At 70.1% G+C, this 23597-nt stretch carries 26 protein-coding genes; 11 read left to right on the top strand and 15 right to left on the bottom strand.

Annotated features, from left to right (window positions below; genetic code table 11):
* Window positions 1–180 precede the first annotated feature (180 nt).
* A complete protein-coding gene (locus tag JRZ79_RS22170; protein WP_012289475.1) occupies window positions 181–405 on the top strand; it encodes a ubiquitin-like small modifier protein 2 in 225 nt (74 codons plus the stop codon).
* A gap of 64 nt (window positions 406–469) precedes the next feature.
* On the top strand, window positions 470–802 hold the full coding sequence (locus JRZ79_RS22165) for a GNAT family N-acetyltransferase (RefSeq protein WP_205252775.1): 333 nt from the start codon (window positions 470–472) through the stop codon (window positions 800–802).
* A 14-nt stretch (window positions 803–816) separates the two neighbouring features.
* On the opposite strand, the gene JRZ79_RS22160 is transcribed toward JRZ79_RS22165, so the two are convergent.
* Together JRZ79_RS22160 and JRZ79_RS22155 are read right to left on the bottom strand one after the other, a co-directional pair.
* Window positions 817–2190, bottom strand: a complete 1374-nt coding sequence (locus tag JRZ79_RS22160; RefSeq protein WP_205252220.1) for a phosphoglucomutase/phosphomannomutase family protein — start codon at window positions 2188–2190, stop codon at window positions 817–819.
* 60 nt (window positions 2191–2250) lie between these two features.
* On the bottom strand, window positions 2251–2484 hold the full coding sequence (locus tag JRZ79_RS22155; protein WP_010903691.1) for a GIY-YIG nuclease family protein: 234 nt from the start codon (window positions 2482–2484) through the stop codon (window positions 2251–2253).
* Window positions 2485–2923: 439 nt separating this feature from the next.
* Here JRZ79_RS22155 and JRZ79_RS22150 point away from each other — a divergent pair, with 439 nt between their 5' ends.
* Window positions 2924–3091, top strand: a complete 168-nt coding sequence (locus JRZ79_RS22150) for a DUF1931 family protein (protein WP_010903690.1) — start codon at window positions 2924–2926, stop codon at window positions 3089–3091.
* Between the two features lie 61 nt (window positions 3092–3152).
* Here the strand turns inward: JRZ79_RS22150 and rpiA are convergent, their stop codons facing one another.
* From rpiA to JRZ79_RS22130, 4 genes are all read right to left on the bottom strand, one after another.
* A complete protein-coding gene (rpiA, locus tag JRZ79_RS22145; RefSeq protein ID WP_010903689.1) occupies window positions 3153–3830 on the bottom strand; it encodes a ribose 5-phosphate isomerase A in 678 nt (225 codons plus the stop codon).
* A gap of 44 nt (window positions 3831–3874) precedes the next feature.
* Window positions 3875–4999 carry an ORC1-type DNA replication protein gene (locus JRZ79_RS22140; RefSeq protein ID WP_010903688.1) on the bottom strand — a complete coding sequence of 375 codons (1125 nt, stop codon included), beginning with the start codon at window positions 4997–4999 and terminating at the stop codon, window positions 3875–3877.
* Between the two features lie 103 nt (window positions 5000–5102).
* Complete coding sequence (locus tag JRZ79_RS22135; protein WP_205252219.1) at window positions 5103–7112, bottom strand: endonuclease MutS2; 2010 nt, start codon at window positions 7110–7112, stop codon at window positions 5103–5105.
* A 46-nt stretch (window positions 7113–7158) separates the two neighbouring features.
* Window positions 7159–8193, bottom strand: coding sequence for a twin-arginine translocase subunit TatC (locus JRZ79_RS22130; protein ID WP_010903686.1), 1035 nt, complete (start codon window positions 8191–8193; stop codon window positions 7159–7161).
* Window positions 8194–8283: 90 nt separating this feature from the next.
* Here JRZ79_RS22130 and tatC point away from each other — a divergent pair, with 90 nt between their 5' ends.
* The 3 genes from tatC to JRZ79_RS22115 all read left to right on the top strand — a co-directional run bounded on the left by tatC (window position 8284) and on the right by JRZ79_RS22115 (window position 11415).
* Window positions 8284–10458, top strand: coding sequence for a Sec-independent protein translocase TatC (tatC, locus tag JRZ79_RS22125; protein WP_205252218.1), 2175 nt, complete (start codon window positions 8284–8286; stop codon window positions 10456–10458).
* A 62-nt stretch (window positions 10459–10520) separates the two neighbouring features.
* Window positions 10521–10712: a type II toxin-antitoxin system ParD family antitoxin gene (locus JRZ79_RS22120; protein ID WP_010903684.1), complete on the top strand. Its 192-nt coding sequence runs from the start codon at window positions 10521–10523 to the stop codon at window positions 10710–10712.
* Window positions 10702–11415 (top strand): queuosine precursor transporter, encoded by a 714-nt coding sequence (locus tag JRZ79_RS22115; RefSeq protein WP_205252217.1) that lies wholly within the window; start codon window positions 10702–10704, stop codon window positions 11413–11415. The genes JRZ79_RS22120 and JRZ79_RS22115 overlap by 11 nt, the downstream gene beginning before the upstream one ends.
* A gap of 8 nt (window positions 11416–11423) precedes the next feature.
* Here JRZ79_RS22115 and JRZ79_RS22110 read toward each other — a convergent pair whose 3' ends face one another.
* Window positions 11424–12203 carry a 23S rRNA (uridine(2552)-2'-O)-methyltransferase gene (locus JRZ79_RS22110; RefSeq protein WP_205252216.1) on the bottom strand — a complete coding sequence of 260 codons (780 nt, stop codon included), beginning with the start codon at window positions 12201–12203 and terminating at the stop codon, window positions 11424–11426.
* A 47-nt stretch (window positions 12204–12250) separates the two neighbouring features.
* On the opposite strand from JRZ79_RS22110, the gene JRZ79_RS22105 reads away from it, so the two are divergent.
* Entirely contained in the window at window positions 12251–12865 is a 615-nt protein-coding gene (locus JRZ79_RS22105) for a GDSL-type esterase/lipase family protein (protein ID WP_081422754.1), read from the top strand.
* Between the two features lie 5 nt (window positions 12866–12870).
* Here JRZ79_RS22105 and JRZ79_RS22100 read toward each other — a convergent pair whose 3' ends face one another.
* Window positions 12871–13290 carry a hypothetical protein gene (locus JRZ79_RS22100; RefSeq protein WP_205252215.1) on the bottom strand — a complete coding sequence of 140 codons (420 nt, stop codon included), beginning with the start codon at window positions 13288–13290 and terminating at the stop codon, window positions 12871–12873.
* An 80-nt stretch (window positions 13291–13370) separates the two neighbouring features.
* Between JRZ79_RS22100 and JRZ79_RS22095 the strand changes: the two genes are divergently transcribed.
* A complete protein-coding gene (locus tag JRZ79_RS22095) occupies window positions 13371–14156 on the top strand; it encodes a hypothetical protein (protein WP_205252214.1) in 786 nt (261 codons plus the stop codon).
* A gap of 4 nt (window positions 14157–14160) precedes the next feature.
* On the opposite strand, the gene ppcA is transcribed toward JRZ79_RS22095, so the two are convergent.
* Window positions 14161–15639, bottom strand: a complete 1479-nt coding sequence (gene ppcA, locus JRZ79_RS22090) for a phosphoenolpyruvate carboxylase (protein ID WP_205252213.1) — start codon at window positions 15637–15639, stop codon at window positions 14161–14163.
* 203 nt (window positions 15640–15842) lie between these two features.
* Here ppcA and JRZ79_RS22085 point away from each other — a divergent pair, with 203 nt between their 5' ends.
* The gene (locus JRZ79_RS22085; RefSeq protein WP_010903678.1) at window positions 15843–16877 is read left to right on the top strand and encodes a sodium:calcium antiporter; all 1035 of its coding nucleotides are present in this window, start codon (window positions 15843–15845) and stop codon (window positions 16875–16877) included.
* 78 nt (window positions 16878–16955) lie between these two features.
* The gene (locus JRZ79_RS22080) at window positions 16956–17699 is read left to right on the top strand and encodes a DNA polymerase sliding clamp (protein WP_010903677.1); all 744 of its coding nucleotides are present in this window, start codon (window positions 16956–16958) and stop codon (window positions 17697–17699) included.
* Window positions 17700–17768: 69 nt separating this feature from the next.
* On the opposite strand, the gene JRZ79_RS22075 is transcribed toward JRZ79_RS22080, so the two are convergent.
* Window positions 17769–18359 carry a protein sorting system archaetidylserine decarboxylase gene (locus JRZ79_RS22075; RefSeq protein ID WP_012289470.1) on the bottom strand — a complete coding sequence of 197 codons (591 nt, stop codon included), beginning with the start codon at window positions 18357–18359 and terminating at the stop codon, window positions 17769–17771.
* An 85-nt stretch (window positions 18360–18444) separates the two neighbouring features.
* Here JRZ79_RS22075 and priL point away from each other — a divergent pair, with 85 nt between their 5' ends.
* The gene (gene priL / locus JRZ79_RS22070) at window positions 18445–19527 is read left to right on the top strand and encodes a DNA primase regulatory subunit PriL (RefSeq protein ID WP_010903675.1); all 1083 of its coding nucleotides are present in this window, start codon (window positions 18445–18447) and stop codon (window positions 19525–19527) included.
* Here priL and JRZ79_RS22065 read toward each other — a convergent pair.
* From JRZ79_RS22065 to JRZ79_RS22045, 5 genes are all read right to left on the bottom strand, one after another.
* On the bottom strand, window positions 19524–19727 hold the full coding sequence (locus JRZ79_RS22065; RefSeq protein WP_010903674.1) for a hypothetical protein: 204 nt from the start codon (window positions 19725–19727) through the stop codon (window positions 19524–19526). The two genes, priL and JRZ79_RS22065, sit on opposite strands and share 4 nt — an antisense overlap.
* Before the next feature lie 63 nt (window positions 19728–19790).
* A complete protein-coding gene (hjc, locus tag JRZ79_RS22060; protein WP_010903673.1) occupies window positions 19791–20216 on the bottom strand; it encodes a Holliday junction resolvase Hjc in 426 nt (141 codons plus the stop codon).
* A 104-nt stretch (window positions 20217–20320) separates the two neighbouring features.
* Entirely contained in the window at window positions 20321–21604 is a 1284-nt protein-coding gene (locus JRZ79_RS22055; RefSeq protein WP_010903672.1) for an adenosylhomocysteinase, read from the bottom strand.
* 80 nt (window positions 21605–21684) lie between these two features.
* Window positions 21685–22980, bottom strand: coding sequence for an amidohydrolase (locus tag JRZ79_RS22050; RefSeq protein ID WP_010903671.1), 1296 nt, complete (start codon window positions 22978–22980; stop codon window positions 21685–21687).
* Window positions 22977–23552: a hypothetical protein gene (locus JRZ79_RS22045; RefSeq protein WP_205252212.1), complete on the bottom strand. Its 576-nt coding sequence runs from the start codon at window positions 23550–23552 to the stop codon at window positions 22977–22979. Before JRZ79_RS22045 ends, JRZ79_RS22050 begins: the two co-directional genes overlap by 4 nt.
* Between the last annotated feature and the right edge of the window lie 45 nt (window positions 23553–23597).

Here is a 23597-nt window from a genome sequence, read left to right as displayed (position 1 = left end):
ACAGACAGCCCCACGCACGCGCTCACTGCCGACAGCGCGCGGCCCGGTGGGAACGTCACCACCGCAGCGTCCACCTGCTGGGCGTCGCCTGGGGGCAGTACCACGGCGACGAACCGCCGCGTGACGCCGCCCCGACCTGACGACCGCGGGGCTGAAGGCAGCCACAGCAGTACCGCCAGTATGCGCGTGACTCTGTCCGTGGTCGGCGGGGACACCCACGAGTTCACCGTCACCACGGCCGCCGACACCGAACCCGGGCCGCCAACGACGTACGCCGACCTGCTCGCCGACGTGGGGTTGAGCCCCCACGAGGTCGCAGTGATGGTTGACGGTTCGCCCGTCCCCGAAGACCACCCCGTGGACGCGGATTTCGTGCGCGTGCTTCGCCTCATCCAGGGTGGGTGAGGTGGCCGACCACACCACCACGCCCGTCGTCCGGACGGCGGGGCCACGCGACCACCTCGGCGTGATGCGGGTGCTCGACGGCGCGAACCTGGCTGTGGACGCCGCCACCGTTGCGGATCGCATCGAAGCGGGGACCGTCGTGGTCGCCGACCACGACAACCGCATCGTCGGCGCGCTTGTCGCCGTCCCCCGACACGAGACGGGCGCGCACGTCGAAGCGGTCGCTGTTCGGCGGCGTCGCCGCGGCCAGGGCATCGGCTCCCGGCTCGTCGGGGCGGCGACGATCCGCTGGCGTCCCCTCACGGCGAACTTCGACCCCGGCGTGAAGCCGTTCTACGACGGCCTGGGCTTCGACTGCGAGCGCCGCGGCGAGCGCTATCGGGGCGTCCTCGGATAGCCCGGGCCACCGCCTCAGACGACGGGCGCGACGAGTTCGCGTCCGGCGTCCAGCAGCGCCGCGACGCGGGCGGCGCTGCCCGCCTCCGCGTACACCCGCATCTTCGGCTCGGTGCCCGACGGCCGAACCAGCAGCCACGACCCGTCCGCGAGCACGATCTTGAACCCGTCCGTGTCGTTGACGCTGTCGACGGCGACGCCCGCGACGCTGTCCGGGAGTGCGGTGCTGAGCCCGTCGAGCACCGCCTGTTTGCGGTCGTCCGGGCAGTCGACGCTCGTCTTGTCCTGGTGGATCTCGCCGTGGGCGTCCTCGATGGCGTCGATACGGTCGTCAAGCGCGGTTTCGCTCGCCGCCGCGGCGGCGAGCAGCCCCATCAGCACGCCGTCCTTCTGGCGGACGTGCCCGCGCATCGTGTAGCCGCCGGACTCCTCGCCGCCGAACAGGGCGTCGTGGTCGTCGACGGCCGCCGCCACCCACTTGAACCCGACCGGGACTTCGACCACCTCGCAGTCGTGGGCGGCGGCCACCGCGTCCACGTGGCCGGTCGTGGAAACGGTGCGGACCGCGGGACCGGTCCCGGACTCCAGCAGGTAGTCGTAGGCCAGCACGTAGAACCAGTTCCCGTCGAGCACGCCGCGCTCGGGCGTGACAGCCGCCACGCGGTCGGCGTCCCCGTCGTTGGCGATGCCGAGGTCGGCGTCGTGCTCGTCGACGGCGTCGGCGAGGCCGGCGAGGTGTTCGGGCGTCGGCTCCGGTGGGGTGCCGCCGAACGCGGCGTCCTGGGTGCAGCGCCGCCGGATCACGTCCGCGCCCGCCGCTTCCAGCGCGTCACCGGTGACGCCGCGGCCACTGCCGTGCATCGCGTCGTACACGACCGTCAGCCCGTCCAGCGACGCGTCCACGAGGCGGCGGCAGTGCGCGACGTGCGGGCCGGTGAAGTCCACCCGCCGGATCTCGCCGGTGGGGTCGCCCGCCGCCGGCGTCCCGAGGTTCGCCATGATCCCGTCGGTGTCGCTGGGGAGCGCGCCGGCCCCGTCAGCGGGAATGAACTTCACGCCGTTGTACTCGGGGGGGTTGTGCGAGGCCGTGATGACCACCGCCCCGGCCAGGTCGCGTTCGACGATGGCGTGTGAGACCGCGGGCGTCGGGCAGTCCCGCTCGGGCAGCATCACGTCGAAGCCGTTGGCCGCCAGCACGTCCGCGGCGTCCTCGGCGAACCCCGCGGACGTGTCGCGGGCGTCGTATCCGACGGCGACCGTGTCCCCCGCGCCGCCGTCGGCCGCGAGGTGGTCGGCAACCCCCTGTGCGACGATGCGCACGCGGTCGCTGGTGAACTCGGATAAGGGTGCACGCCAGCCGTCCGTGCCGAAACTGATGACCTCGTCCATGCCCGGTCGTCGCCGCGACTCGTCAAAGGCCCTCCGGTTGCTGGTGTCCGTGGGGGCTGGTCAGAACAGCGCCTCTTTTTGCGCCCGCGAGAGCTGCTTGATCCGGTACTCGCGGCGCATCGCCTCGGACTTCGAGTCGAACGATTCGGTGTGCCTGAGCGTCACCGGCGTGCGCCCCCGCGTGTACTTCGCGCCGTCGCCGGCGTTGTGCTCGGCGACCCGTCGCTGGACGTCGGTCGTGTAGCCGGTGTAGTAGGTGCCGTCACTGCATTCGATGACGTACACGTGATGCATGCGAGAACGAAACGGCGGGTTGGATACTGGACTTTCGGTCAGGCGTGGCGGCCCCGCTCGCGGGATACCTCAGCGATCCCCGCGTTCGCCGAGCAGTTCGGGCACGCGCGAACCTGTCCGTCTTCGCCCGCGAACACGCGAACGAAATCATCGGAAACGTGGCCGTCACAGTGAGTGCAACGAGGCATTGGGGTGCTGCCGACTTGGCGTCGGCATCCCAGTATAGTCCATACACGAATAAAATAGTTTCCCCAATCCCCAACATACTTTCCGAGAGTGTGAATCTCTGTTCGTTCGTACCTGCTGTCGAGTGGCCACGTTCGTTTCATGTGGAGCGGTGGTTGGTCACATGGAGTTCGCCACGTACACGCCGTAACCGGGCCGTTACGCGCCCGATTATGGGAAGCCTTATAAGCGGGGGAGTGAAAACCCAGCGTGTATGGCAGACCTCATCGTCAAGGCCGCTGTGAAGGAAGCACTCGACGACAAGAACGTTGCCTCCGACTTCTACGAGGCCCTCGACGAGGAAGTCGACGACCTCCTCGCCGACGCCGCGGAACGCGCCGAGGCCAACGGTCGCAAGACGGTGCAGCCCCGCGACCTGTAATTCGGCACTCGCTTCTCTCAGTTTTTCACACCGCACAGCCCCGCGTGCACCACCACCCCGCTTACGGGTCCCGCACGCGGACGCCGTCGTCGGTTCCCACGTAGACGGCGTCAGCCATCCCCACGAACAGCCCGTGCTCGACGACGCCCGGAACCGCAGACAGCGACGCCGCCACCGCCTCGGGGGTCTCGATGGCCCCGAAATCGCAGTCCACCACGAGGCTCCCGGTGTCCGTAACCACCGGCCCGTCCTTCCGCTCGGCGTCCCGCAGCGTCGCCGTCCCGCCCAGCGCCTCAACCCGATCGACGACCACCGGCCAGGCGTCAGGCACCACCGCCACCGGCACCGGCACGTCCACCACGTCGCTCTCCTTGGACGGATCGGCGACCACCACGAAGCGGTCGGCGCTGGCCGCCACGTATTTCTCGCGCGTGTGGGCCGCCCCGCCACCTTTCACCAGCACGCCGTCGGCCACCTGATCGGCGCCGTCGATCGCGACGTCCACCGACGCCGCCTCTAGACTCGTTACCGTCACCCCGGCGTCGACGGCGCGCCGTCGGGACTCGAACGACGTCGCTACCCCCGAGACGTCCGACGCTTCCGCACCCAGCGCGCGGATCGCGTGCGCCACCGTGCTCCCGGTTCCGAGCCCCACGACCGCCCCCTCGGTCACTTCCTCGGCCACCGCCGCCTCCCCGGCCCGCCGCTTTTGCTCGGCGCTCCCGCCAGCCTGTTTCATAGCACACGCTCGCACGCCACCACCTAAAAAGCCACCCGCACTCCCTACAGGCGCTCCAGGACCGCCTCCGAGTCGTGCGTGAGCCGCAGCGTCCGCGACCGCCCGCGCCCCGACCGCTGCTCGTACGCCGCGTCGATCACGCCGAGCTCGTCGAGTTTGTTCACGATCTCCGTGTACCGCGTATACCCCAGGTCGGTGCGGTCGTTGAACACGTCGTACACGTCGCCCGCCCGGTCGCCCTCCTGCTCGGCCACCGTCCGCACCAGCGCGCGCTCGTTGTCCGACAGCGCCGCCAGCGTCCGCGACAGATGCACGTGCTTCGCGTCCTCGTAGACGGCGTCGACGTCCTCCATCTCGACGGTCTTGCTCGCGCGGGACTCGGCGTGCAGCCCCGCTCGCCGCAACACGTCGATCCCCACCCGCAGATCGCCCGCCTCGTCGGTGCGCCCGCCCACGGCATCCAGCACCGGCTCCGCGACCGCGCCCTCCCGGAACCCGACCTCCACACGATCCCGCAGGATGTCCGTGATCTCCGCCCGGTCGTACGCCGAGAAATACGCCTCCTCGGGCCGAAACACCGACTGCACGCGCCCGTCCAAGGCCTCGATCACGTCCAACTCCAGGTCCGACGACACCACCACGACACCGACCTTCGCGCCCGGCTGGGTCTCGTGGGCCCGCAACAGCGAGTACAGCGTGTCACCGGCTTCGTCCTCGTAGAACAGGTAGTTCACGTCGTCCAAGGCCACCACCAACACCTCGTCGTCGTCGGCGATCCGCTCGGCCACCTGTCCGAACAGCTTCTTGAACGAGATCCCCGACGACGGCGGCTCGTAGTCGAAGATCTCCTCGAACACCCGCGAGAACACCGCGTACCGCGTGGAGTCGACCTGGCAGTTCACCCGCACCGTCTGCACCCCGGGCTGACCGCTGAGCTCGCCGAACAGCTTCTGGACGGCTGTCGTCTTCCCGGTGCCCGGCGGCCCGCGCGCAACCACGTTCAACGGCCGGGACCCACGCACGGCCGGCCGGAGCGCGTACTGCAGCGTCTGCAGCTGTGACTCCCGGTGTCGGAACACCTCCGGGACGTAATCGATCTCGAAGACGTGCTCGTCCCGGAACACGGTCTCACCCCACCCCAGCAGCCCCTCTTCGGGGTCCTCATCCATCACATCCACCACGCCCTGGCAGCCACTTAACGGTTCGCCACGGCCCGCCACCCGCTGGCAAACGCCCGCACACCCCGCGAACCCGGCGATCCGCTGACCGGGGTCAGAACTTCTCCAGCAGCCGCTCGTAGAACCCCTCACCCACCGCCCCGTCCGCCTCGGCCAGCTTCTCCACGATGAGCTCCGGCGTCGACCGCGCGAGATGGTCTTTCACCGGCGACCGCTCAACGACCAGTTCGCCGTCCTCCAATCCCGCCGCGTGGATGCCGTCGACGGTCACGCCGAACCCACACTGATCCCGGATTTCGCCCGCCAGATGGGAGACGAACACGCCCGACGCCCCCGCCTCGTGCAACGCCTCCAGGATCCCCGCGATGATCTTCGCCGACGCTCCCGGCTCCGTGATCGACTCCAACTCGTCGACGAGCACCAGCCGGCTGGCCGCGCTCTCCTCGCTCCCCTCATCGTCGGCCACGCGCTCGGTCAGGCTCGCGAAATCCCGCAGCGTCGCCTCGAACGCCCCCGCATCAAGCGTGCCCTGGGACTTCGCGTAGTAATGCAGCTCCGCGATCGCCGGCACGCGCGCCGCCTCGGCCGGAACCGGCAGCCCCATGTGCGCAAGCACCACCACCACCGCCACCAGATCGAGCGTGCTCGTTTTCCCCCCGGAGTTCACGCCCGACAACAACGCCACCCCGTCGACGCCGTACTCCACCGGCTCGGTCTCCGCGAAGGCAACGTCCAACAGCGGATTGCGCCCGCCTTCGATGCGGAACCCGCGGCCGCCGCGCTCGGCCAGCACGCAGTCGAAATCCGCCGCGAACCGCGCCACGGCAAGCGCCACGTCAACCTCCAGGGCGTCGTGGACCAGCGCCTCAGTCGGCGCTCGCAGATCCGCCAGCGTCGCCGCCAACTCCCGTTTGCGCCCGGCGGCCCGCCGATCCCTGGCCGCCGTCAGCGATTCGCGCACCCGCGCCATGGCGTCGTCGTCGCGCGCCACGGGGAACGTCGGCTCGTCGCCGAACACCCGCCGTGCCAGCTTCGCCGCCTCGCCCCGCAGCCCCAACTGCTCTTCGAGCGCGTCCCGGGCCGCCCCGACGGCGTCATCGTACTCGTCGGCGAGCTCTCTGCCCAGCAGGCTGTCCACCCCCGCGCCCCGCTCGACGAGGCTCAACAAGTCCGCCCCCTCGATGGTCACGTCCTGCTCCCCGATCGCCTCCCGGAGCCGGTCGTTGGCCACCGACTCGGCGTCGCTGACCGCCGCATCGAGGTCGTTCACCGCGCGCGTCAGCCGATCCAACTCGTCGTCGCCAGCCACCGACCCGTCGCCCTCCAGGTGCGCCAGCGCGCCGTCCAACGCGTCCAAATCCACGTCGGTGTCGATGCCGGCGGCCTCGTGCACGCTGACCGCCGCCCGGATGCGGTCCCGGTTCGCCGCGAAAAACGACAGCACGCGCTCGGGCACCACCTCCGCCGGGCGCTCCATGGCGTCGGGCTCCACGCGCACGTCCCCCTCGACCTCCACGCCCACGAACGCCTCATCGAGTGCCACCACCGTCGTGTACCCGCGCGCCAACTCCGCCAGGTCGCGGGCGTCCTCCACGATCTCCACGGATAGCTCCGGGAACGCCGCCGCCGCGTCGCTGTACGTCTCGGCGTCGGTCGTCGCCACGCAGCGCTCTCGCACGGACACGCCGGACGGCGCTGACAGCGGCTCCACGCCCGCCAACGCCTCCAGAACGTCGTCGCGTGGCGTCCGCTGCATGGCATCGGCGACGAACGCGTTGACCTCCGCGATCCGCGAGTCGGCCGCGCTCGGATAGAACGTCCGCAGCCGCTGGCGCGCGTACTCGGTGACGGCACGCTCCTGGAGCAACCCGAGCACCCGCTCGTGGATCTCCGCGGCCCGATCGGTCGCCAGAAACCCGCCGGGGTCGTCGTGGCGCACCCGGATCGCGTTGCGCACGATCCGGGCCGCCCGCCCCTCGCTCACGCCGGGCGCGCCGGCCACCGCCGCCACGTCCCCGCGCTCCAGCGCGCCCTCCGGGTCGTCGAGGCTCCCGAGCGCGTCGGCGGTCTTCGCGCCCACACCTGGGATCGCCTGCAGGTCCATCGGGAGAGGTGTGCGCACCCGCACGCAAAGAGCTTTCGCGGTCCCCCTAGTTTCCGGTCCACCGCAACAACGCAAGCGTCCCCTCGAACAGCACGACCATCGTGATCGCCACGATCACCGGCACGATCCCGGTCGGGTCGATGGCGCTGAACGTGAACGCGATCCCCGCGAAAGCCCCCCAGAACAGCAGCCGCCGGCTCTCCAACCACTCCCGGGTCGTGACCCCGAGCATGATCGCGAGCATGATGAACAGCGGGATCTGGAAGACGACCGCCAGATACCCCATCACGAGCAACAACAGATTGAACGTGGTGCCGAGCGCGAACGCGACGTCGGCCGTGGGTTCGGTGTAGCTCTGGAAATACCCCATCGTGTACGGGAGCACGATGAAAAACGCGAACAACACGCCAACCACGGACAACACCAGGCTGGTCGGCACCGACGCCAGATAATACCGCCGCTCGTTCCTGTACAACCCCGGCCGCATGAACACGTACGACTCGTAGACGAACGCCGGCAGCGCCACCACGAGGCCCGCCAGGCTCGCCACCTTGACCTGGGTGATGATGAGCTCCAAGGGCTGATACACCCGCGGATCGATCGCTTCGCCGCCCGGCAGCACGTAGTTCCACATCCACGTGATGAGTGGTTTCGTCACCGGGAACACGACGATGCTCACCAGCGCCGCGATGGCGACAACGATCCCCAAACGGGTCACCATCTCCTCGATGTGCTCGCCCAGCGGTGCCTCCTCGTCGGACTCCGGCGCGTCCATCCCGATGCCGCCACCGGCGGCGTCGGGATCGCTGCTCGCGCCCGCCGCCACGCCGCCCGGCGTCGGCTGCGTGGCCGCCGTTGGACCGCCGGCTTCGTGGTCGCGCGGCGTGGCCGTCTGGTGGCGGTCCTCCGGGAGCAACTCCGGCTCGGACGCCTCCGCCGAGGGCTGCTCGTCGTCGTCGACGCGCGTGAACTCACCCCCCTCAGACTCGCCGCCACCGACGCGACGCACGGCGGACTGCAGGCCGTCCCACGGCGGGCCCTCGGAGGCGGCGTCGTGGCGGCCGTCTGAGTCCTCAGCCATTCGTCCGATCCTTCGCGGCCGCGCCGTTATAGGCTTTCTTTTACCGTCCGACAAGAAGATTGATAACTCCGAGCGGGCTATCGCGTAGCAATGAGTGGCTCCGGCTCGGATCTCGTCAGCCCGGGCACCGCCCGCGCAATCGACTCCGGCCGAGAATCCATTGGCGTCCTGCTTTCGACGGCTCAGGACCGCCTGCAACACGTCTTCATCGCGTTCGTCGTCGGGCTGCTGGCCGGCATCTTCGTGATGCGGCTGTTCATCTGGCCCACCCTGGAGGCCGATCTGCTGCCAGCCAACGCCGAAGTCATCGCCCAGACGCCCTTCGAGGTCATCCTCATGCAGGTGAAAATCGGGCTGTTCGCCGGCGTTTTGGCGGCGCTCCCGGTGTTGGCGTACCACGCCAAACGCCCCCTCCAGGACCGCGACATCGTCCCGCCGATCAGCGTCACGCGCTGGCAGCTCGGCGGCGTGCTCGTGATCGCCGCCGGCCTGGCCGCGCTGGGCGTGCTCTACGCGTACTTCGCGTTCTTCCCGCTGATGTTCCAGTTCCTCGCCGGGAACGCCGACACGGTCGGCCTCTCGCCGAAATACTCCATCGTCAAGTGGACCGAGTTCATCCTGTTCCTGTCGCTGTCCTTCTCGCTTGCCGCACAGCTCCCGCTGTTGATGTCCGGGCTGTCGTACTCGGGCATCGTCGCCTACGAGACGTTCCGCGACAAGTGGCGGTACGCGATCGTCGCCATCGCGACCTTCGGCGCGCTGTTCTCCCCCCCGGACCCGTTCACGCAGATCCTCTGGGCCACCCCACTGGTGTTGCTGTACGGGCTCAGCCTCTACGTCTCGAAGATCGTCGTGACGGTCAAACGCGGCCGCGACGACATCGACGTGCGGGGTGTGTTCCGCGCCGCCTGGAACCGCATCCTCGGGGTCGTCGTCCTCGGGTTCGGGGCGGGATACGCAGTCGAACAGTACAACGGCATCCAGCTGTTCAACGACGGGCTGGCGGCGCTCGGGTCCGGGGTCCGCGTCCCGACCGTCGAGCGCGCACTCGGCGTCCCGACCGACACCGCCGTGCTCGTGCTCGGCGCCGCGTTCGCGGCGCTTGCGGTGCTCGCGGCGACGCTGTACTACCTCTACGTCGCCGTCGACCGCGCGGCCGCCCGCAACGGCCCCCGCAGTCGCCGGCCCGACCCCGCCGACATCGACCTGAACGCTCTCGACGCCGCCGGCATCGAGGCCGCCCCCCCGGAAGCGTTCGCCGCACTCAGCGAGGACGAAGCGCTCGCAACGGCCTCCCAAGCCATGGACGACGGCGACGACCGGAAAGCCGAACTCGTCCTCGACCGCTTCGACGCCGCCGCTGCCGACGACGACGACACGGGGTCCGAGGCCGACAACCCCGACGCGGAGTCGTCAGCCACCATGCAGCGCACGGCCGCCGGCATGATGGACGCCTTCACCGAGGACGACACCACCGAGGACGACATCGGCGGCTACTACCACGACCTCCGGTTCATCTTCGACAGCCTCCGGTCGCGGGCGTTCCGCATCGTCGGCGGGTTCATGCTCGTCATGGTCGGCGTGTTCGGCTGGCTGTACTACGGCGGCCTGGCAACCCTGCGCTACGACTTCATCACGCGCATCCCCCAGGAGATCCAACCCGACGCCAACTCCTGGCCGATCACGCTGCACCCCGTCGAGGCGCTGGTGTTCCAAGTGAAGCTCTCGGTCGTGATCGCCGCCGTCGCCGTGGTGCCGCTGCTCGTCTACTACCTGTGGCCGTCGCTCTCCGAGCGCGGCTGGGTGACCGGCGACCGCAGCACCATCCTTGCCTGGGGTGGCAGCCTCGCGGTCACCCTCGTCGGCGGCAGCTACCTCGGGTACGCCTACATCGCGCCCGCAGTCATCTCGTTTCTCGTCGGCGACGCGCTGCAGGCGGGCATGGTCATCAGCTACACCATCGGCACGTTCGCCTGGCTGGTCTTCCTGTTGACCGTCGGGATCGGCCTGCTCGCCAGCATCCCGGTGACGATGGTGCTGTTCAACCACGGGAACATTGTCTCGTTCGACACCATGCGGCGGCGCTGGCGGGTGCCCGTGCTCGCCACGTTCTTCTTCGCCGCGCTGGCGACGCCGGACAGCCTCTACACGATGTTCATCGTGGCCCTTCCGGTGGCCACGATGTACGGCCTCGGGCTCGCCATCCTCTACGCCCTCACGCTGGGCGGTCGACGCGGCGGCGACTCGCGGTCCACGCCGACGTAACCCGACGGCCGAGCGGCCACCCAACCCGCGCAGCTTATACTCGACGGCTCGCATCCGTTAGTATGCCCAAGATCAGCGTTGAGATGCCCCAGGAGCTGTTAGACGATCTCGACGAGCACGTCGGCGACGACGGCAAGTTCGTGAACCGGAGCGACGCCGTCCGCGCGTCCATCCGGAAAACCCTCGACGTGCTCGACGACATCGACGCGCGCCACGGCCGCCTCCAGGACGCCGCCACAGCCGATGACGCGTAACGACACCCCCGTGACCCAGGTCGCGCTCATCGGGCTGTTCGTGACCGCGCTGGTCACCGCCCAGCTGACGGCGTCGAAACTCCTGTTGTTCGAGCTGCCGGTGTCGCTGCCCGTCACCGGCGCAGCGCTCGTGCTCCCGGGGGCGGCGCTGGCGTACGCCGTGACGTTCTTCGCGTCGGACTGCTACGCCGAGCTGTACGGCCGGCGGAACGCACAGGTGATGGTGAACGTCGGGTTCGTGATGAACCTCGTGTTGCTCGCGTTGGTGTACAGCACCGTTCGCGCGCCCATCGCGCCGTTCTCCGGAGTCGGCCAGGACGCCTTCGCGACGGTCCTGTTGTCCGCGGGGAACATCGTGGCTGGGTCGCTGCTGGCGTACGTCGTCAGCCAGAACTGGGACGTGATCGCGTTCCACGCCATCCGCGACCGCACCGGCGCCAGCCACCTCTGGCTGCGCAACATCGGCTCCACGGCGACCAGCCAGATCATCGACACCGTGATCTTCGTGACCGTCGCGTTCTGGGCGGCACCGGTGCTGTTGGGCGTGGGTCAACCCAGAACCCCCGCACAGCTGCTCGCGTTGATCGTCGGCCAGTACCTCCTGAAACTCGCCATCGCCGTCGGCGACACGCCGTTCGTCTACGCCGTCGTGGCCGCGGCCCGCTCGCGCGGGCTCGGCGCGCCGGCACCCGCAGCCGACTGACCCGGCGGTTACGCGCCGTCGCGGCGCTCGGCGAACCCGTAGTTCGGCTTCAGGTCGGTCACCGTCACGTCCACGGTGTCGCCCTCGGCGGCGTCATCCACGAACAGGGTGTACCCCTCGATGCGCGCGATCCCGTCGCCCTCGTCGCCCGTGTCGACGATCTCGACGGTGTGCTCGTCGCCCTCCGCGATGGGGGCAACGATGTGGTTTTTGCCCACTACGTACAGCTCGGAGGAGGCGTCCCGGGAGGCGTCCGGGCTGTGCGTCGCGACGAACGCGAACTCGTCCTCGATGTCAGCCAGCAAGTCCTGGAAGTCCCGGCCGTCGAACACCTTCACGACGAAGTGGCCGCCCGCGTCCAGCAGCTCGCGGGCCGTCTCCAGGGCCTGGCGGGCGAGATGCACGGACCGCGCGTGGTCGAGGTCGTACTCACCGGTCATGTCCGGGGCCATGTCCGACACCACGACGTCGGCGCTGCCGTTGGCGGCGTCCCGGACGCGCTGTCTGGTTTCGTCCTCGGTCATGTCCCCGCGCACCGTCTCCAGGCCGGCGTCCGTGTCGAACTGCGTGATGCTCTGGAAGTCGACGCCGACGACCTTCCCGCGTGCCCCGGCGCGCTCGGCGGCCACCTGCAGCCAGCCCCCGGGTGCCGCGCCCAGGTCCACGACTGATGCACCCCCGAACAGCACGTCGAATCGGTCGTCGAGCTGTTGGAGCTTGTAGGCCGCCCGCGACCGGTAGCCTTCCTGCTTGGACTTGTTGTAGTAGTGGTCCTTCCGGTTCCCCATGGTGTCGACAGCGAGGGCACCGGAACGGATAGTTTCGTCGTTCGCCGGTGTCAGCCCGTCCACTCACGGACCAGCAGCCCGTCTCGGTGGGTGTGTCCCGTTCCATCCGCGTCCTCGGTGACAGCGTCGCAGCCGGGTACGGCACCGACGACAGCCCCGCGTGGCCCCACCGGATCGCCGACGCCCCAGGCGAATCGGTGTCCGTGACCGTCCGTGGCGGCGTCGGCACGACGCTCACCGACCACGCAGCCGACACCGCCACAGCCGGCGACTCGGGCGAGGTGACCGTCCTCGTTCACGCCGGCCACAACGACGCACAGGTGGGCGGCGACGGCGACCCGCGCGTCTCCGCCGACGCGTTCCGGGCGGCGGCCGCCCGCCTCGACGCCGCCCTCAGTGCCGCCGACCGGGTCACCAGCCACGCCTTCGTCGGGTTGCTCCCGCTGCTCGACGTCGCGGGCGGCGTCGGCTTCAGCGCCGCCCAGCCCCAGCGCGCGCTGGCGTTCGACGACGCGCTGGCGGCCGCTGTCGACACCCATCTCCCGGTCGCCCGCCCGATCGACGCGTGGCGCGACCGCACCCGCGACGGCGTCCACCCGACGCCCACGGGCCACCAGGCGGTCGCCTCGACCGTTGCGGACTGGCTGGCCGGCGAGCCGTGATCCGCTCAGTCGCCGGCGCGAGCGGCCAGTGCGGCGGTCGTGTCGGCGGCGCGTAGGTCCGCGATCGTGCAGTACCACGCCCCTCGGACGCCGGTTCCGTCGGCCACCACCGGGTCCGCCAGCGCCACGAGGTCGCCGAGCTCCAGGACGGTCACCCGGTCGGTGTCCGCGAACGGCTCAACGGTCGCCGCCCAGTCGCCCGCCCGCATCGGTCCGGGGCCGCCGCGCGTCTGCTCGACGCGGTCCACCACGGGCGCGACGTGCGTCACCGCCGACACCGGTGCCGGCCGATAGATCGCGAGGTGGTCGTAGGCCGCCGTCGCGCGGCTGTACCCCGCGGGAATCGGGTACAGGCCGCGCCCCTGGCAGCGCTCGAACGTCGCCGGCCGCACCGCCACCACACAAACCCTGTCGTCGGGCTGCATCCTTCCCCGTTCGGCCGCCCGCTACTTGTGGTGGTGGGGTCGACGGGAACGCTTGAGTCGCTGGCGCTCCTGGGTCGGATATGCGCACCACCGACGGCGGCTTCCGCGCCGAGGCGGTCACCGCGCTGGCGGCCCGTGACTACCACCACGCCAGCGATGCGTACGCTCGCGCGGGCTGGCGGGTGCTGTCAGCGCCCCGCAACGACCCCGACGTTGCACCGTTCGACCCCGGAGAGAAAGGATGGGTTGGCTCGGGGCTGGCGCATCTCGCAGCCAGCACCGCGGCCGCCCGGGTTGCCGGCACGCCCGCCCGGGCGACCGACCGCGCCGTCCACGGCGTCGCGGCCGCCCGCGACCTCCGGCGCGCGTACGCCGACACCCATCCCGCGCGGGCGGCGTGCTTCGACGAGTTCATCGCTGACTTCCACGCGCTCGGCGGCCTGGACGGCGTCGGCGACGCCTACGAGGACGCCGCCGCCGCCCACCGCGAGGCCGCCGGATCGGTTGCGTCCCCGCAAACGCTCGCGACGACGCCGCTGTTCGAGGCCGCAGCCGTCCCCGTCAAGCAGCTCGCCCGCGGACAGGCCGACGGCGAGATCGCGGTGTCCTGGGACGACCTCCACGGCGGGGACCCCGGCGACCCGGGGGCGTTTCTCGCACACCGCGCGACGTACAAACGCCAGCGCCTCCCCGGGCTCGTCGAGGCGGCGGTCGACGACGGCCACCTCGCCGCGCCACGGGGGACAACCGAGTACGCCACCGACCACCACGAGTGTCCGGCGTGTGGCTCCCGCCACGTCAACTGGGTCGCCGACAGCACCCTCTGTCTGGTGTGCTCGCGGCCCACCGAGCCCACCAACGAGTAGCCGCTCACCCGAGGAACTGTCGCTCACGCGCCCCCCGCCGGATCGCCGACCGCAGGGCGTCGTCGTCGCCGCGCTGGAGGGCGTCGATGGCGTCGTCGGTGGCGGCGCGGTGCTCGCTGTTCGGGGTGACGTCCACGCGCTCGACGGCGGCCGCCAGCGTGTCGTCGTCGAGGTCGAGCACGTCCGTACACCGTGGGTTGAAATACCGCGCGGCGTCCGCGAGGTGGTCGAAGTACGCCGGGAACGCCTCGCGCACGAACGCCGCGTCGTCGTCGGTGAGCGCGTGCGCGCCCAGCAGCGTCGGCGGGCAGCCCACCGCGTACAGCGACGCCGTGTAGCCGATGGCCCGCGGGAGCGCGTTCTCCCCGACCTCGCGGGCGTAGCCGAACAGCCCGACGTGGAGCTTGCGGGCGCGCCGGTCGGGCACGTACGACGACAGCCGGTTGACCGTCCCCGCGATGGCGTCGACCTGGTCGGCGTACGCGTCCGCGGTCCGGTCGATGACGGCCAGCGCGCGCGCCTCGTCGATGGGGAACGGGGGCGCACCCAGGTCCGCGTCACGGAGCGTGGCGACCCCGTCGCGGACCGTCTCCACGGGATAGTCGTATTTGAACGCCGACTGCACGGTGAACGTCTCCACCTCGCTGTAGGCGTCGGCGGTCGCGGCCGCGCGCTCGGGGGTGAGGTTCCCGCGGAACGGCGCCGACCCCGCGCCCAGGATCGGGTGGACGTCGACGCCGGTGGCTTCGCTCATCTCGTAGAGGCGCTGCAGAGCGACCTTGTTGATGAGGTCGGCGGCCAGACAGCCGTAGTTCAACGCGGGGTCCGAGCGCGCGAGAAACACCCGGACGGCCTCCTGGTCGTGGGCGGTCGCGTACTCGCGGACGATGTCGTCGGCCGCCAGCATCGCCTCCCGCTCCTCGATCAACGGGATGACCGTGATCGACGCCGGATCGAACTCCCCCACCCACTCCTCGACCGTTCTGCCGTCCCAGACCGCCTCGTCGGCCTTCCCGGTCACGAACCGCTCGTAATACTCGTGGACGGCGTTGAGCTGGTCGGCGTCGGTCACCATCGGCACGATGACCTCGAAGATCGGCGCGGTCGTCTCCAGCCCGTACTCGCCGGCGAAGCGCCGCGCGGCGTCGAACGACCGCGGGATGCTCTCCAGGATCTCCAGCAGGATCTTCGCCTCGGACCCCTCCACGTCGGGGTTCGGGCCGCGAACGGTCAGCCGCACGTCCGTCCCCAACTGGTGGTCCGCGAAGAACTCGTCGTACCGCGAGAGCAGCTTCTTGACGGCGTACTCGTCGCCCTCCTTGCCCTCGAAGTCCCACATCTGTTCGTCGCAGCCCAGATGCGAGTACACGTAGTAGGCCTCCTGTATTTCGTCCTCGCCCTCGATCACGTCGCCGGCGGTGAAGAACGGGAGTGTGGCGTTGTCCGGATGTTGCGTGCTCATCAGTCGCGGCACGTCGACCATGTGACGTGGTACGTGACCGCACCCCAAAAAACCGGCCGGCAATTCAGCTGTGTTCACGCCCGCTCACAGCAACCGAAACCAGTTTCCACCTCGTTGCCGTCGCCGCCGACACGCGTGCTTACCCACCACCGGACGCCCACGCCCCCGGTCGCCACCGCCCCTCCAACCGCAGCCGCTAGGACACCCCTGCGGGGGAGTCCGTGATGGGGGCGGCGTCTGCTCTTGTCGGCTCCACCCCCGGCCACGTCGCGGTCGTCGTCGTCGCCACCCTGCTGATCTGGGCCGGCAGCTCGTGGCTCGAAGCCGCCGCCGAACAGCTGTCGGCGCATTACGGACTGCCCGCCGTCGTGCAGGGGTCGATCGTCGTCGCCATCGGCTCCAGCTTCCCGGAGCTGCTGAGCGTGCTCGTCACCGCCCTCGACGGCTCGTTCGGACTGGGCGTCGGGGCCATCGTCGGGTCGGCGATCTTCAACATCCTCGTGGTGCCCGGGCTGGCCGGCATCACCACCACCCAGCCGCTGGACGCCACCCGGACGGTCGTCTACAAGGAAGCCCAGTTCTACATGCTGGCGGTTTCCACGCTGCTGCTCACGTTCGCGCTGGCAGTCATCTACGCCCCCATCCCGGGTGGTGACCCGCTCGACGGCGCTGTCACGCGCCCGCTGGCGCTCGTCCCGCTGCTCCTCTACGGGCTGTACCTGTTCATCCAGTGGCAGGACGTGGGCGACCACGACCCCACCACGGACACCACTGACGTGGACGTGCCCCGGGCATGGGCGCGCCTCGCGGCCGGGCTGGCCGCCATCTCGGTGGCCGTCGAACTGCTTGTCGGCGCGGTCACGGGACTGGCAGCCACGTTCGACATCCCGTCGTTTCTCGCCGGCGTGACCATTCTGGCCGCCGCCACCAGCCTCCCGGACGCGCTGGTGAGCGTTCGGGCCGCGCGCAGCGGCCACGGCGTCACCAGCCTCGGGAACGTCCTCGGGTCGAACACGTTCGATCTCCTGGTTGCGATCCCGATCGGCGTCCTCATCGCCGGGCGCGCCCCCGTGTCGTTCGCCGTCGCAGCCCCCCTGATGGGTGTGCTCACGCTCGCCACTGTCCTGCTGTTCACCGTGCTCCGCACGGGGCTGTCGCTCACCGACGCCGAGTCGTACGCCCTCCTCGTTGCATACCTCGGCTTCGTGGCCTGGATCATCGGGGAAACACTCGGGGTCGTCGGGCTGATTCGGGTGTGATCGCCGCCAATGCCGGCGCCCACGCGCGCGCCCGTAGCGGGGGCTTTTTACGGGCGGCTTGCGTAGCCGTCTGCAATAATGTTCAAGGCGATAGTAAGCGCCGACACGCTCCAGGAGACACTCGACTCCGTGAGCGTGCTGGTGGACGAGTGCAAGATCCACCTCGACGACGACACCCTCTCCATTCGCGCAGTCGACCCCGCCAGCGTCGGCATGGTCGACCTCGATCTCGCCGCCACTGCGTTCGAATCCTATGAAGCCGACGGCGGCCTCATCGGCGTCAATCTCTCCCGGCTGGAGGACATCGCGGGCATGGCCGACGCCGGCCAGCTCATCCAACTGGAACTCGACGAGGAAACCCGCAAGCTCCACATCCAGATCGACGGCCTCGAATACACGCTTGCGCTCATCGACCCCGACTCGATCCGCCAGGAACCGGACATCCCGGACCTCGATCTGCCCGCGCACGTCGCCATCGAAGGCCGCGACATCGACCGCGCGGTCACCGCCGCCGACATGGTCTCCGACCACATCGCGCTCGGCGTCGACACCGGCGACGACCTGTTCTACGTCAACGCCGAAGGCGACACCGACGACGTCCACCTCGAACTCGCGCCCGACCAGCTCATCGACCTCGACGCCGGCGACGCCCACAGCCTGTTCAGCCTCGACTACCTCAAGGACATGAACAAGGCCATCCCGACGACCGCGGAGGTCGAACTCGAACTCGGCGACGAGTTCCCCATCAAGCTGCACTTCGACATCGCCGACGCACAAGGCCACGTCACGTACATGCTGGCCCCGCGCATCCAGTCCAACTGACGCCACCGCCCGCTCCGTTTCTGATCGCGTCCGGACCCGTCCAGCCGCCGGCTCGTGCCCTCCGAGCGGTCACCGGGCCAGGACTGTCTCGCCGGCCCGCACCGTCTGCCCGGACTCCACGACGACGTCCCCGCGGTCGTACGCCGGCGGAAGCACCACGTCGGCGCGACTCCCGAACGAGATGTGGCCGAGGCGGTCGCCACGCGCGAGGTCCTCACCCGCCTCGACGTAGGGATGGATGCGTCGGGCGAACGCGCCCGCGATGAGCACCACCGTCCACTCCGCCGTCTCGATACGGACGCGCTCGTTGTGCGCGGACTCCTTGCTGAACGCGGGCCGGTGGCCGCCCGGCTCGTGGACGACGCTCTCGACGCGCCCCGCCACCGGCACGCGGTTCACGTGGACGTTGTGTACGTTCATGAACACGCCCACGCGAACCCGTCCGTCGTCGCGCGTTCGGATCACCGACACCGTGCCGTCGGCGGGCACAACCACGCCCGCGCCGTTCGGGCTGCGGTCGGGGTCGCGATGGAACCACACCACGAACGCGGCCAGCGCGACGCCGACGACGCCCCACGGCGACGACGCCGCGAGCGCCGCCACACCGACGACTGCGGGCGGCAGGGCGTACTTCCACGTCCAGGGGCCGCGCGCAAGCACACTCGACGCGTCGGGGGCAAGGCGTGTGAGCGTGTCGGTCCAAGCCGGGGTGCTTATCGGCGTCCGCTCGCAAACACGGGCCAGCATGAACGCCCGCCACGCCCGCTATCCCTTCCTGGGGGACGCCCGCGACGCCGTCGAGGAAGCTGGCGTGGACCTCGCTCGCGTCGTTACCGAGGACGACGCCGTCGTCGAGCGCGCCCGCGAGCGCGTCGTCAGCGCGCTCACGGACGGCACGATCGGCGAGCCGGCCGCCACGGTCAGCACCCGCGTCGAAGTGCTGTCCTATCCGGTCGCCCGCGTGCTGGTGTCCATCGTCGACGAATCCGTGCTCGTGCGCAAGTACGCCACGGCCGAAGCCGACGCGGCCTACGACCGGTTCACCGCCGACGAGTCCACCGACACCGACCTGAAAAGCGTCTCCGACACCACACGCGTCTCCCGTGACACGCTCCTCAGTGAGTTCGATCTCAGGGCACACGTTCACGCCACACCGGACGCCCACACGGTGGACGTGCCGACGTACCTGTTGCTCGCGTCATCGCTTCGCGACGACGACTGGCGGCTGGTCAACCGCGCGCTCGACGACGGTCGCGTGCCGGTCACCGACGCCGAACTCGACACCCTCATCCGGGAAGCCATCCGCGAACGCGTCGCGGACGGCCTGCCCCTCTCGGTCCCCGACCAGATCGCCGACGCCCTCGACGAGCCGGTGGCCGCCATCCAGGACGCCCTCGCGGACCTGGATCTCACCCGCGAGATCGACACCGTCGTGCCGGAGCTGTTCCCGCCGTGCATGAAACACCTCCTCGACCAGGTGCAACGCGGCGACCACCTCCCACACCACGCCCGCTTTGCCATCACGTCGTTCCTCTCGAACGTCGGGCTGTCGACGGACGAGATCGTGGACATCTACGAGGTCAATCCGGGGTTCGGCGAGGAGATGACGCGCTACCAGACCGACCACATTCAGGGCGACTCAAGCCCCACCGAGTACACCGCGCCGTCGTGTGCGACGATGAAAGCCTACGGGAACTGCGTGAACCCCGACGACCTCTGTGACGCCATCAACCACCCGCTGTCCTACTACGAGGTGAAACTCGACGACGGCGACGACGACGACCTCGCCGACTGGCGGGACCGCGAGGACGACGACAGCCCCGATTAGCCCTGCTTGCCCGACATCCAGTAGCCGATCCCCGCCATCAACAGGATGAAAATGACTATCGCAGCGACCACTGCGTACCCGGACGTGGCTCCGAACCCGCCGGCTCCCACCGACACTGCGGCGACGAGCACAGCGATGAAAACAAGCACCGCGAGGACGGCGATGCCGGCCTCCACGCGGGCGTCGAGCGCGTCTGACATGGCTTGCGATTCCACGGGCCACTGGAAAAGCGCTTCGAAGCAGCCGACGCCCGACCGAGGACGCTAGTAGTCGTCGAGGCCGGTCCGCTCGGGGCCGCCGGCGAGCGTCTCCAACTCGGTGCCGTCGGCCAGCGCGGTCTGCTTTTTGACGCGGTAGCTCCCCGCGTCGGTGGTGTGGAGGTCCGCCGGGTGGAAGAAATACCAGTCCTCCCGGTCGAAGCGCGCGCCGATGCGTGGCTTCGCGCCGAAGTTCCGCGCGAAGTACACCAGTGACTCCACCTCCTCGCCGTCAAGGTAGATGGGGTCGCCCGCCGAGGATTTCGCCTCGATGGCGTAGAACTCCTCGCCGTTGCCCGCCAGCACGTCGGGGAGGTCGCGCTTGGTCGCCGCCCCCGACGCCGGCGCGCGCATCACGGCGAACCCCGTCTCGTCGAGCGCGTTCACGAGCTCGCGCTCGCGCCGGTTGCCCTTGGCGTTGGAGTTAGCCATGGTGGATGCCCCCGTGCACGCCAGCGCCCTGCGTCGCGATCATGCGCCACGGTAGGCCGCCGGCCGGTTAGTGCGTTGTGCCACAGCCCGGTGGCGCTGCCGGCTTACGTGCCGTGCTGCCAGGAGTCCATGTACTCCGCCTGATCGTCGGTGAGGGCGTCGTACTCGACGCCCTCGGCCGCCAGCTTGATCTCCGCGATCTCGATGTCTAGCTCGTCGGGCACGTTGTGGACGCCGGCCGCGTACTCCTCGCGGTTCGCCACGAGCTCGCGCACGCAGACCGCCTGCACGCCGAAGCTCTGATCCATCACGCCGACGGGGTGGCCCAACCCGATGGGCGACGCGAGGTTGACCAGGCGGCCCTCCGCCAGCACGTTCAGGCGGCGGCCGTCGGCCAGCTCGTACTCGCGGACGCCCTCGCGGGCCTCGCGCTCGGAGACGGCGAGCTCCGAGAGGTGATCGAGGTTGACCTCCACGTCGAAGTGGCCGGCGTTGGCCAGCACCACGCCGTCGTCCATGCGCTCGAAGTGCGCTCGCGTGATGACGTTCTTGTTCCCGGTCGTGGTGAGGAACACGTCACCGACCTCGGCCGCCTCGGCCATCGGCATCACGTCGTAGCCCTCCATGTGCGCCTCCAGGGCACGCCGCGGCTCGACCTCGGTCACGATGACGTTCGCGTTCTGGCCGGCGGCCTTCTTCGCGACGCCGCGGCCGCAGTCCCCGTAGCCCGCGACGACGACGTCCTTGCCCGCCCACGAGAGGTTCGTGGTCATGGCGATGTTCGCCAGCGCGGACTCCCCGGTGCCGTGGACGTTGTCGAACAGCCGCTTCATCGGGGTGTCGTTCACCGCGAACACGGGATACTCCAGGGCGTCGTCGTCGTCCATCGCGCGCAGCCGGTGGACGCCCGTGGTGGTCTCCTCGGTGCCGCCGATGATGGTGTCGATGAGCTCGGGGTGGTCCTCGTGTACACGGAACACGAGGTCGCCGCCGTCGTCGACCGTGACCGTCGGCTCGTGGGCCAGCACGGCGTCGATGGCGTCGTAGTACGCCTCCCCCTCCGCGCCGCGCTCGGCGTACGAGGTGATCGACTCGTGGGCGTCGAGCGCCGCGCTCACGCCGTCGTGTGTCGACAATGGGTTGCAGCCCGTGATCGCGATCTCGGCCCCGGCGTCGGCCATCGTCTCGACCAGCGCCGCCGTCTTGGCCTCGACGTGCATCGCCATCCCGATGGTTTCGCCGGCCAGCGGCTGGTTGGCGTCGAACTCCTCGCGGAGCGCGGACAGGATCGGCATATGCTCGAACGCCCAATCGATCTTCGCGCGCCCCGTCTCGCGCGCCGACTCGGGATCATCGAGCCGGCTGCTGATCGCCGGTGCAGTTGTCATACCAGAACCCACGGGCACCGACCTCAAAACGCTACCGGAGCCGCCACACGCGTCCCCGTGGCACCACCAGGCACGCCGCGCTACTCGCCGGCGCGCGCTGCCAGCTCGCTCGCGCGCTGTGCGGCCTGCTCCCGCACCGCGGCCTCGTCGAACGGCAGCACCTCCCGGTCCCGCATCAGGACCTCGCCGTCACAGATCGTGTGCCGCACGTCCTGGCCGGTCGCCGCGTACGCCAGATGCGAGACGTGATCGTGGACCGGTGTGAGGTGTGGCGCGTCGAAATCCACGACCGCGAGGTCCGCGTTGGCGCCCACTTCGATGCGCCCCGAGTCGAACCCCAGGGCGGCCGCCCCGCCCGCGGTCGCCATCTCGACGGCCGCCCGGGCCGGCACGGCGTCGGCCGCGCCGGTCTGTAGCTTCCCCAGCATCGCCGCGTCCCGCAGCTCGTCGAACACGTCGAGGTCGTTGTTCGACGCCGCCCCGTCCGTCCCGAGCGCAACGGTCACGCCGGCCTCCCGCATCGCCTGGACGGGCGCCATCCCGGACGCCAGCTTCATGTTCGACGCCGGGCAGTGCACGACGCTTGCCCCCGACTCCGCGAGCAACTCGATCTCGCCGGCCGTGGTGTGCACGCCGTGCGCCAGGAAGTCATCCTCCGCAAGCAGCCCCACGTCGGCGGCGTACTCCAGGGGACGGCTGCCGTGCTCGTCGACGATCGGCTCGACCTCCTGCTCGGTCTCGTTGGCGTGGAAATGCACCGGCACGTCGGCCTCACGGGCCGCCGCGACGAACTCGCGGAGATACTCCTCGCCGACCGTCGTGAGGCTGTGGGGCATGTACGCGCTCGTGATGCGGCCGTCGGCGGCGTCGTTGAACTCGCGGGCGACCGACAGCGCCTCCTCGTTGTCCGCGACCGCGTCGGCGTCGTCCTTCCCGACGGTGACCACGCCGTGGCCCACCCGCGCACGCAGCCCCGCCTCGGTGATCGCGTCGACCACCTCCGGCACCTCGAAGTACATGTCCGCGAACGCCGTCGTGCCCGCGCGGATCATCTCCACGAGCCCGAGCCGGGCCCCCGCGCGGATGTCGCCGTCCGCCAACTCCGCCTCCGCCGGCCAGATGTCCTCCTGGAGCCACGCGTCCAGTTGCTTGTCGTCGGCGTACCCGCGCAGCAGCGTCATCGCCACGTGACAGTGGGCGTTCACCAGCCCCGGCATCACCAGACAGCCCGCCGCGTCCACCGTCTCGTCGCCCGCGGGCGTGTCCCCGACCGCGATGATCTCCCCGGCGTCCCGATCAACCAGCACGTCGCCGTCGCTCACGGTGAAGTCAGGATGCAGTACCGCGCCGCCGGCAACCCGCAGCGTGTCGCTCATATCGCGTGTTCGCCCGACCCGGGCGAAAAGCTGTCGGGACGCGACGACTCCCAGGCGGCCGCCGCGATGCTCGCGGTCTGGCCCACGCCCACGGCCCCGATGCCCGCCAGCACGAGCCACCCCGACGCCGCCGACAGCGGCGCCGCAAGCCCCACCACCGTCACCGCCCCGCCAGCCACCGACGCCATGGCCGCGCCGAGGTAGACCCGCGCCAGCCCCGGGGCCGGCGTTCGGCGCGCGGTCACGGCCAGCGCCCGCACGGGGAGCAACATCCACCCGACCACGGTCGCCGCGCGCAACACGCCGCCCGGCACGGCGGGCACCCGGAACGACGCCACGCCGAGCAGCGTCACGCCGACGCCCGCAACGATGACGCCGCGCCACGCCTGCAGCGCGCCCGCGTCCATCTCCGTCCAGGACACCGCCCCGAACGCAACCAGCAGCCCCACGATCACGACGTGGGCGACGAACAGCGCGTGCGACCCGACGTATCCGAGGTGGGCGGCAGCGGTGAACCCCCACGCCAGCGGCACCAACCCGACGGGCGCGTACTCCCGGGTCCGATCTAGCATACCCTCCGGTGGGACGCCCGCGTGCTTCAAACCCCGGCCCGTCGC

Source organism: Halobacterium sp. BOL4-2 (assembly GCF_016917835.2).
Lineage (GTDB): Archaea > Halobacteriota > Halobacteria > Halobacteriales > Halobacteriaceae > Halobacterium > Halobacterium salinarum.
The sequence above is the reverse complement of the archived record's forward strand: the minus strand, read 5'-3'. Positions and strand labels throughout refer to the sequence as shown.

What these genes read in the sequence shown, in the direction of transcription:
- JRZ79_RS22170 (WP_012289475.1), top strand. Translation starts at nt 181, where the DNA reads ATGCGCGTGACTCTGTCCGTGGTCGGCGGGGACACCCACGAGTTCACC.
- JRZ79_RS22165 (WP_205252775.1), top strand. Translation starts at nt 470, where the DNA reads ATGCGGGTGCTCGACGGCGCGAACCTGGCTGTGGACGCCGCCACCGTT.
- JRZ79_RS22160 (WP_205252220.1), bottom strand. Translation starts at nt 2,190, where the DNA reads ATGGACGAGGTCATCAGTTTCGGCACGGACGGCTGGCGTGCACCCTTA.
- JRZ79_RS22155 (WP_010903691.1), bottom strand. Translation starts at nt 2,484, where the DNA reads ATGCATCACGTGTACGTCATCGAATGCAGTGACGGCACCTACTACACC.
- JRZ79_RS22150 (WP_010903690.1), top strand. Translation starts at nt 2,924, where the DNA reads ATGGCAGACCTCATCGTCAAGGCCGCTGTGAAGGAAGCACTCGACGAC.
- rpiA (WP_010903689.1), bottom strand. Translation starts at nt 3,830, where the DNA reads ATGAAACAGGCTGGCGGGAGCGCCGAGCAAAAGCGGCGGGCCGGGGAG.
- JRZ79_RS22140 (WP_010903688.1), bottom strand. Translation starts at nt 4,999, where the DNA reads ATGGATGAGGACCCCGAAGAGGGGCTGCTGGGGTGGGGTGAGACCGTG.
- JRZ79_RS22135 (WP_205252219.1), bottom strand. Translation starts at nt 7,112, where the DNA reads ATGGACCTGCAGGCGATCCCAGGTGTGGGCGCGAAGACCGCCGACGCG.
- JRZ79_RS22130 (WP_010903686.1), bottom strand. Translation starts at nt 8,193, where the DNA reads ATGGCTGAGGACTCAGACGGCCGCCACGACGCCGCCTCCGAGGGCCCG.
- tatC (WP_205252218.1), top strand. Translation starts at nt 8,284, where the DNA reads ATGAGTGGCTCCGGCTCGGATCTCGTCAGCCCGGGCACCGCCCGCGCA.
- JRZ79_RS22120 (WP_010903684.1), top strand. Translation starts at nt 10,521, where the DNA reads ATGCCCAAGATCAGCGTTGAGATGCCCCAGGAGCTGTTAGACGATCTC.
- JRZ79_RS22115 (WP_205252217.1), top strand. Translation starts at nt 10,702, where the DNA reads ATGACGCGTAACGACACCCCCGTGACCCAGGTCGCGCTCATCGGGCTG.
- JRZ79_RS22110 (WP_205252216.1), bottom strand. Translation starts at nt 12,203, where the DNA reads ATGGGGAACCGGAAGGACCACTACTACAACAAGTCCAAGCAGGAAGGC.
- JRZ79_RS22100 (WP_205252215.1), bottom strand. Translation starts at nt 13,290, where the DNA reads ATGCAGCCCGACGACAGGGTTTGTGTGGTGGCGGTGCGGCCGGCGACG.
- JRZ79_RS22095 (WP_205252214.1), top strand. Translation starts at nt 13,371, where the DNA reads ATGCGCACCACCGACGGCGGCTTCCGCGCCGAGGCGGTCACCGCGCTG.
- ppcA (WP_205252213.1), bottom strand. Translation starts at nt 15,639, where the DNA reads ATGGTCGACGTGCCGCGACTGATGAGCACGCAACATCCGGACAACGCC.
- JRZ79_RS22085 (WP_010903678.1), top strand. Translation starts at nt 15,843, where the DNA reads ATGGGGGCGGCGTCTGCTCTTGTCGGCTCCACCCCCGGCCACGTCGCG.
- JRZ79_RS22080 (WP_010903677.1), top strand. Translation starts at nt 16,956, where the DNA reads ATGTTCAAGGCGATAGTAAGCGCCGACACGCTCCAGGAGACACTCGAC.
- priL (WP_010903675.1), top strand. Translation starts at nt 18,445, where the DNA reads ATGAACGCCCGCCACGCCCGCTATCCCTTCCTGGGGGACGCCCGCGAC.
- JRZ79_RS22065 (WP_010903674.1), bottom strand. Translation starts at nt 19,727, where the DNA reads ATGTCAGACGCGCTCGACGCCCGCGTGGAGGCCGGCATCGCCGTCCTC.
- hjc (WP_010903673.1), bottom strand. Translation starts at nt 20,216, where the DNA reads ATGGCTAACTCCAACGCCAAGGGCAACCGGCGCGAGCGCGAGCTCGTG.
- JRZ79_RS22055 (WP_010903672.1), bottom strand. Translation starts at nt 21,604, where the DNA reads ATGACAACTGCACCGGCGATCAGCAGCCGGCTCGATGATCCCGAGTCG.
- JRZ79_RS22050 (WP_010903671.1), bottom strand. Translation starts at nt 22,980, where the DNA reads ATGAGCGACACGCTGCGGGTTGCCGGCGGCGCGGTACTGCATCCTGAC.
- JRZ79_RS22045 (WP_205252212.1), bottom strand. Translation starts at nt 23,552, where the DNA reads ATGCTAGATCGGACCCGGGAGTACGCGCCCGTCGGGTTGGTGCCGCTG.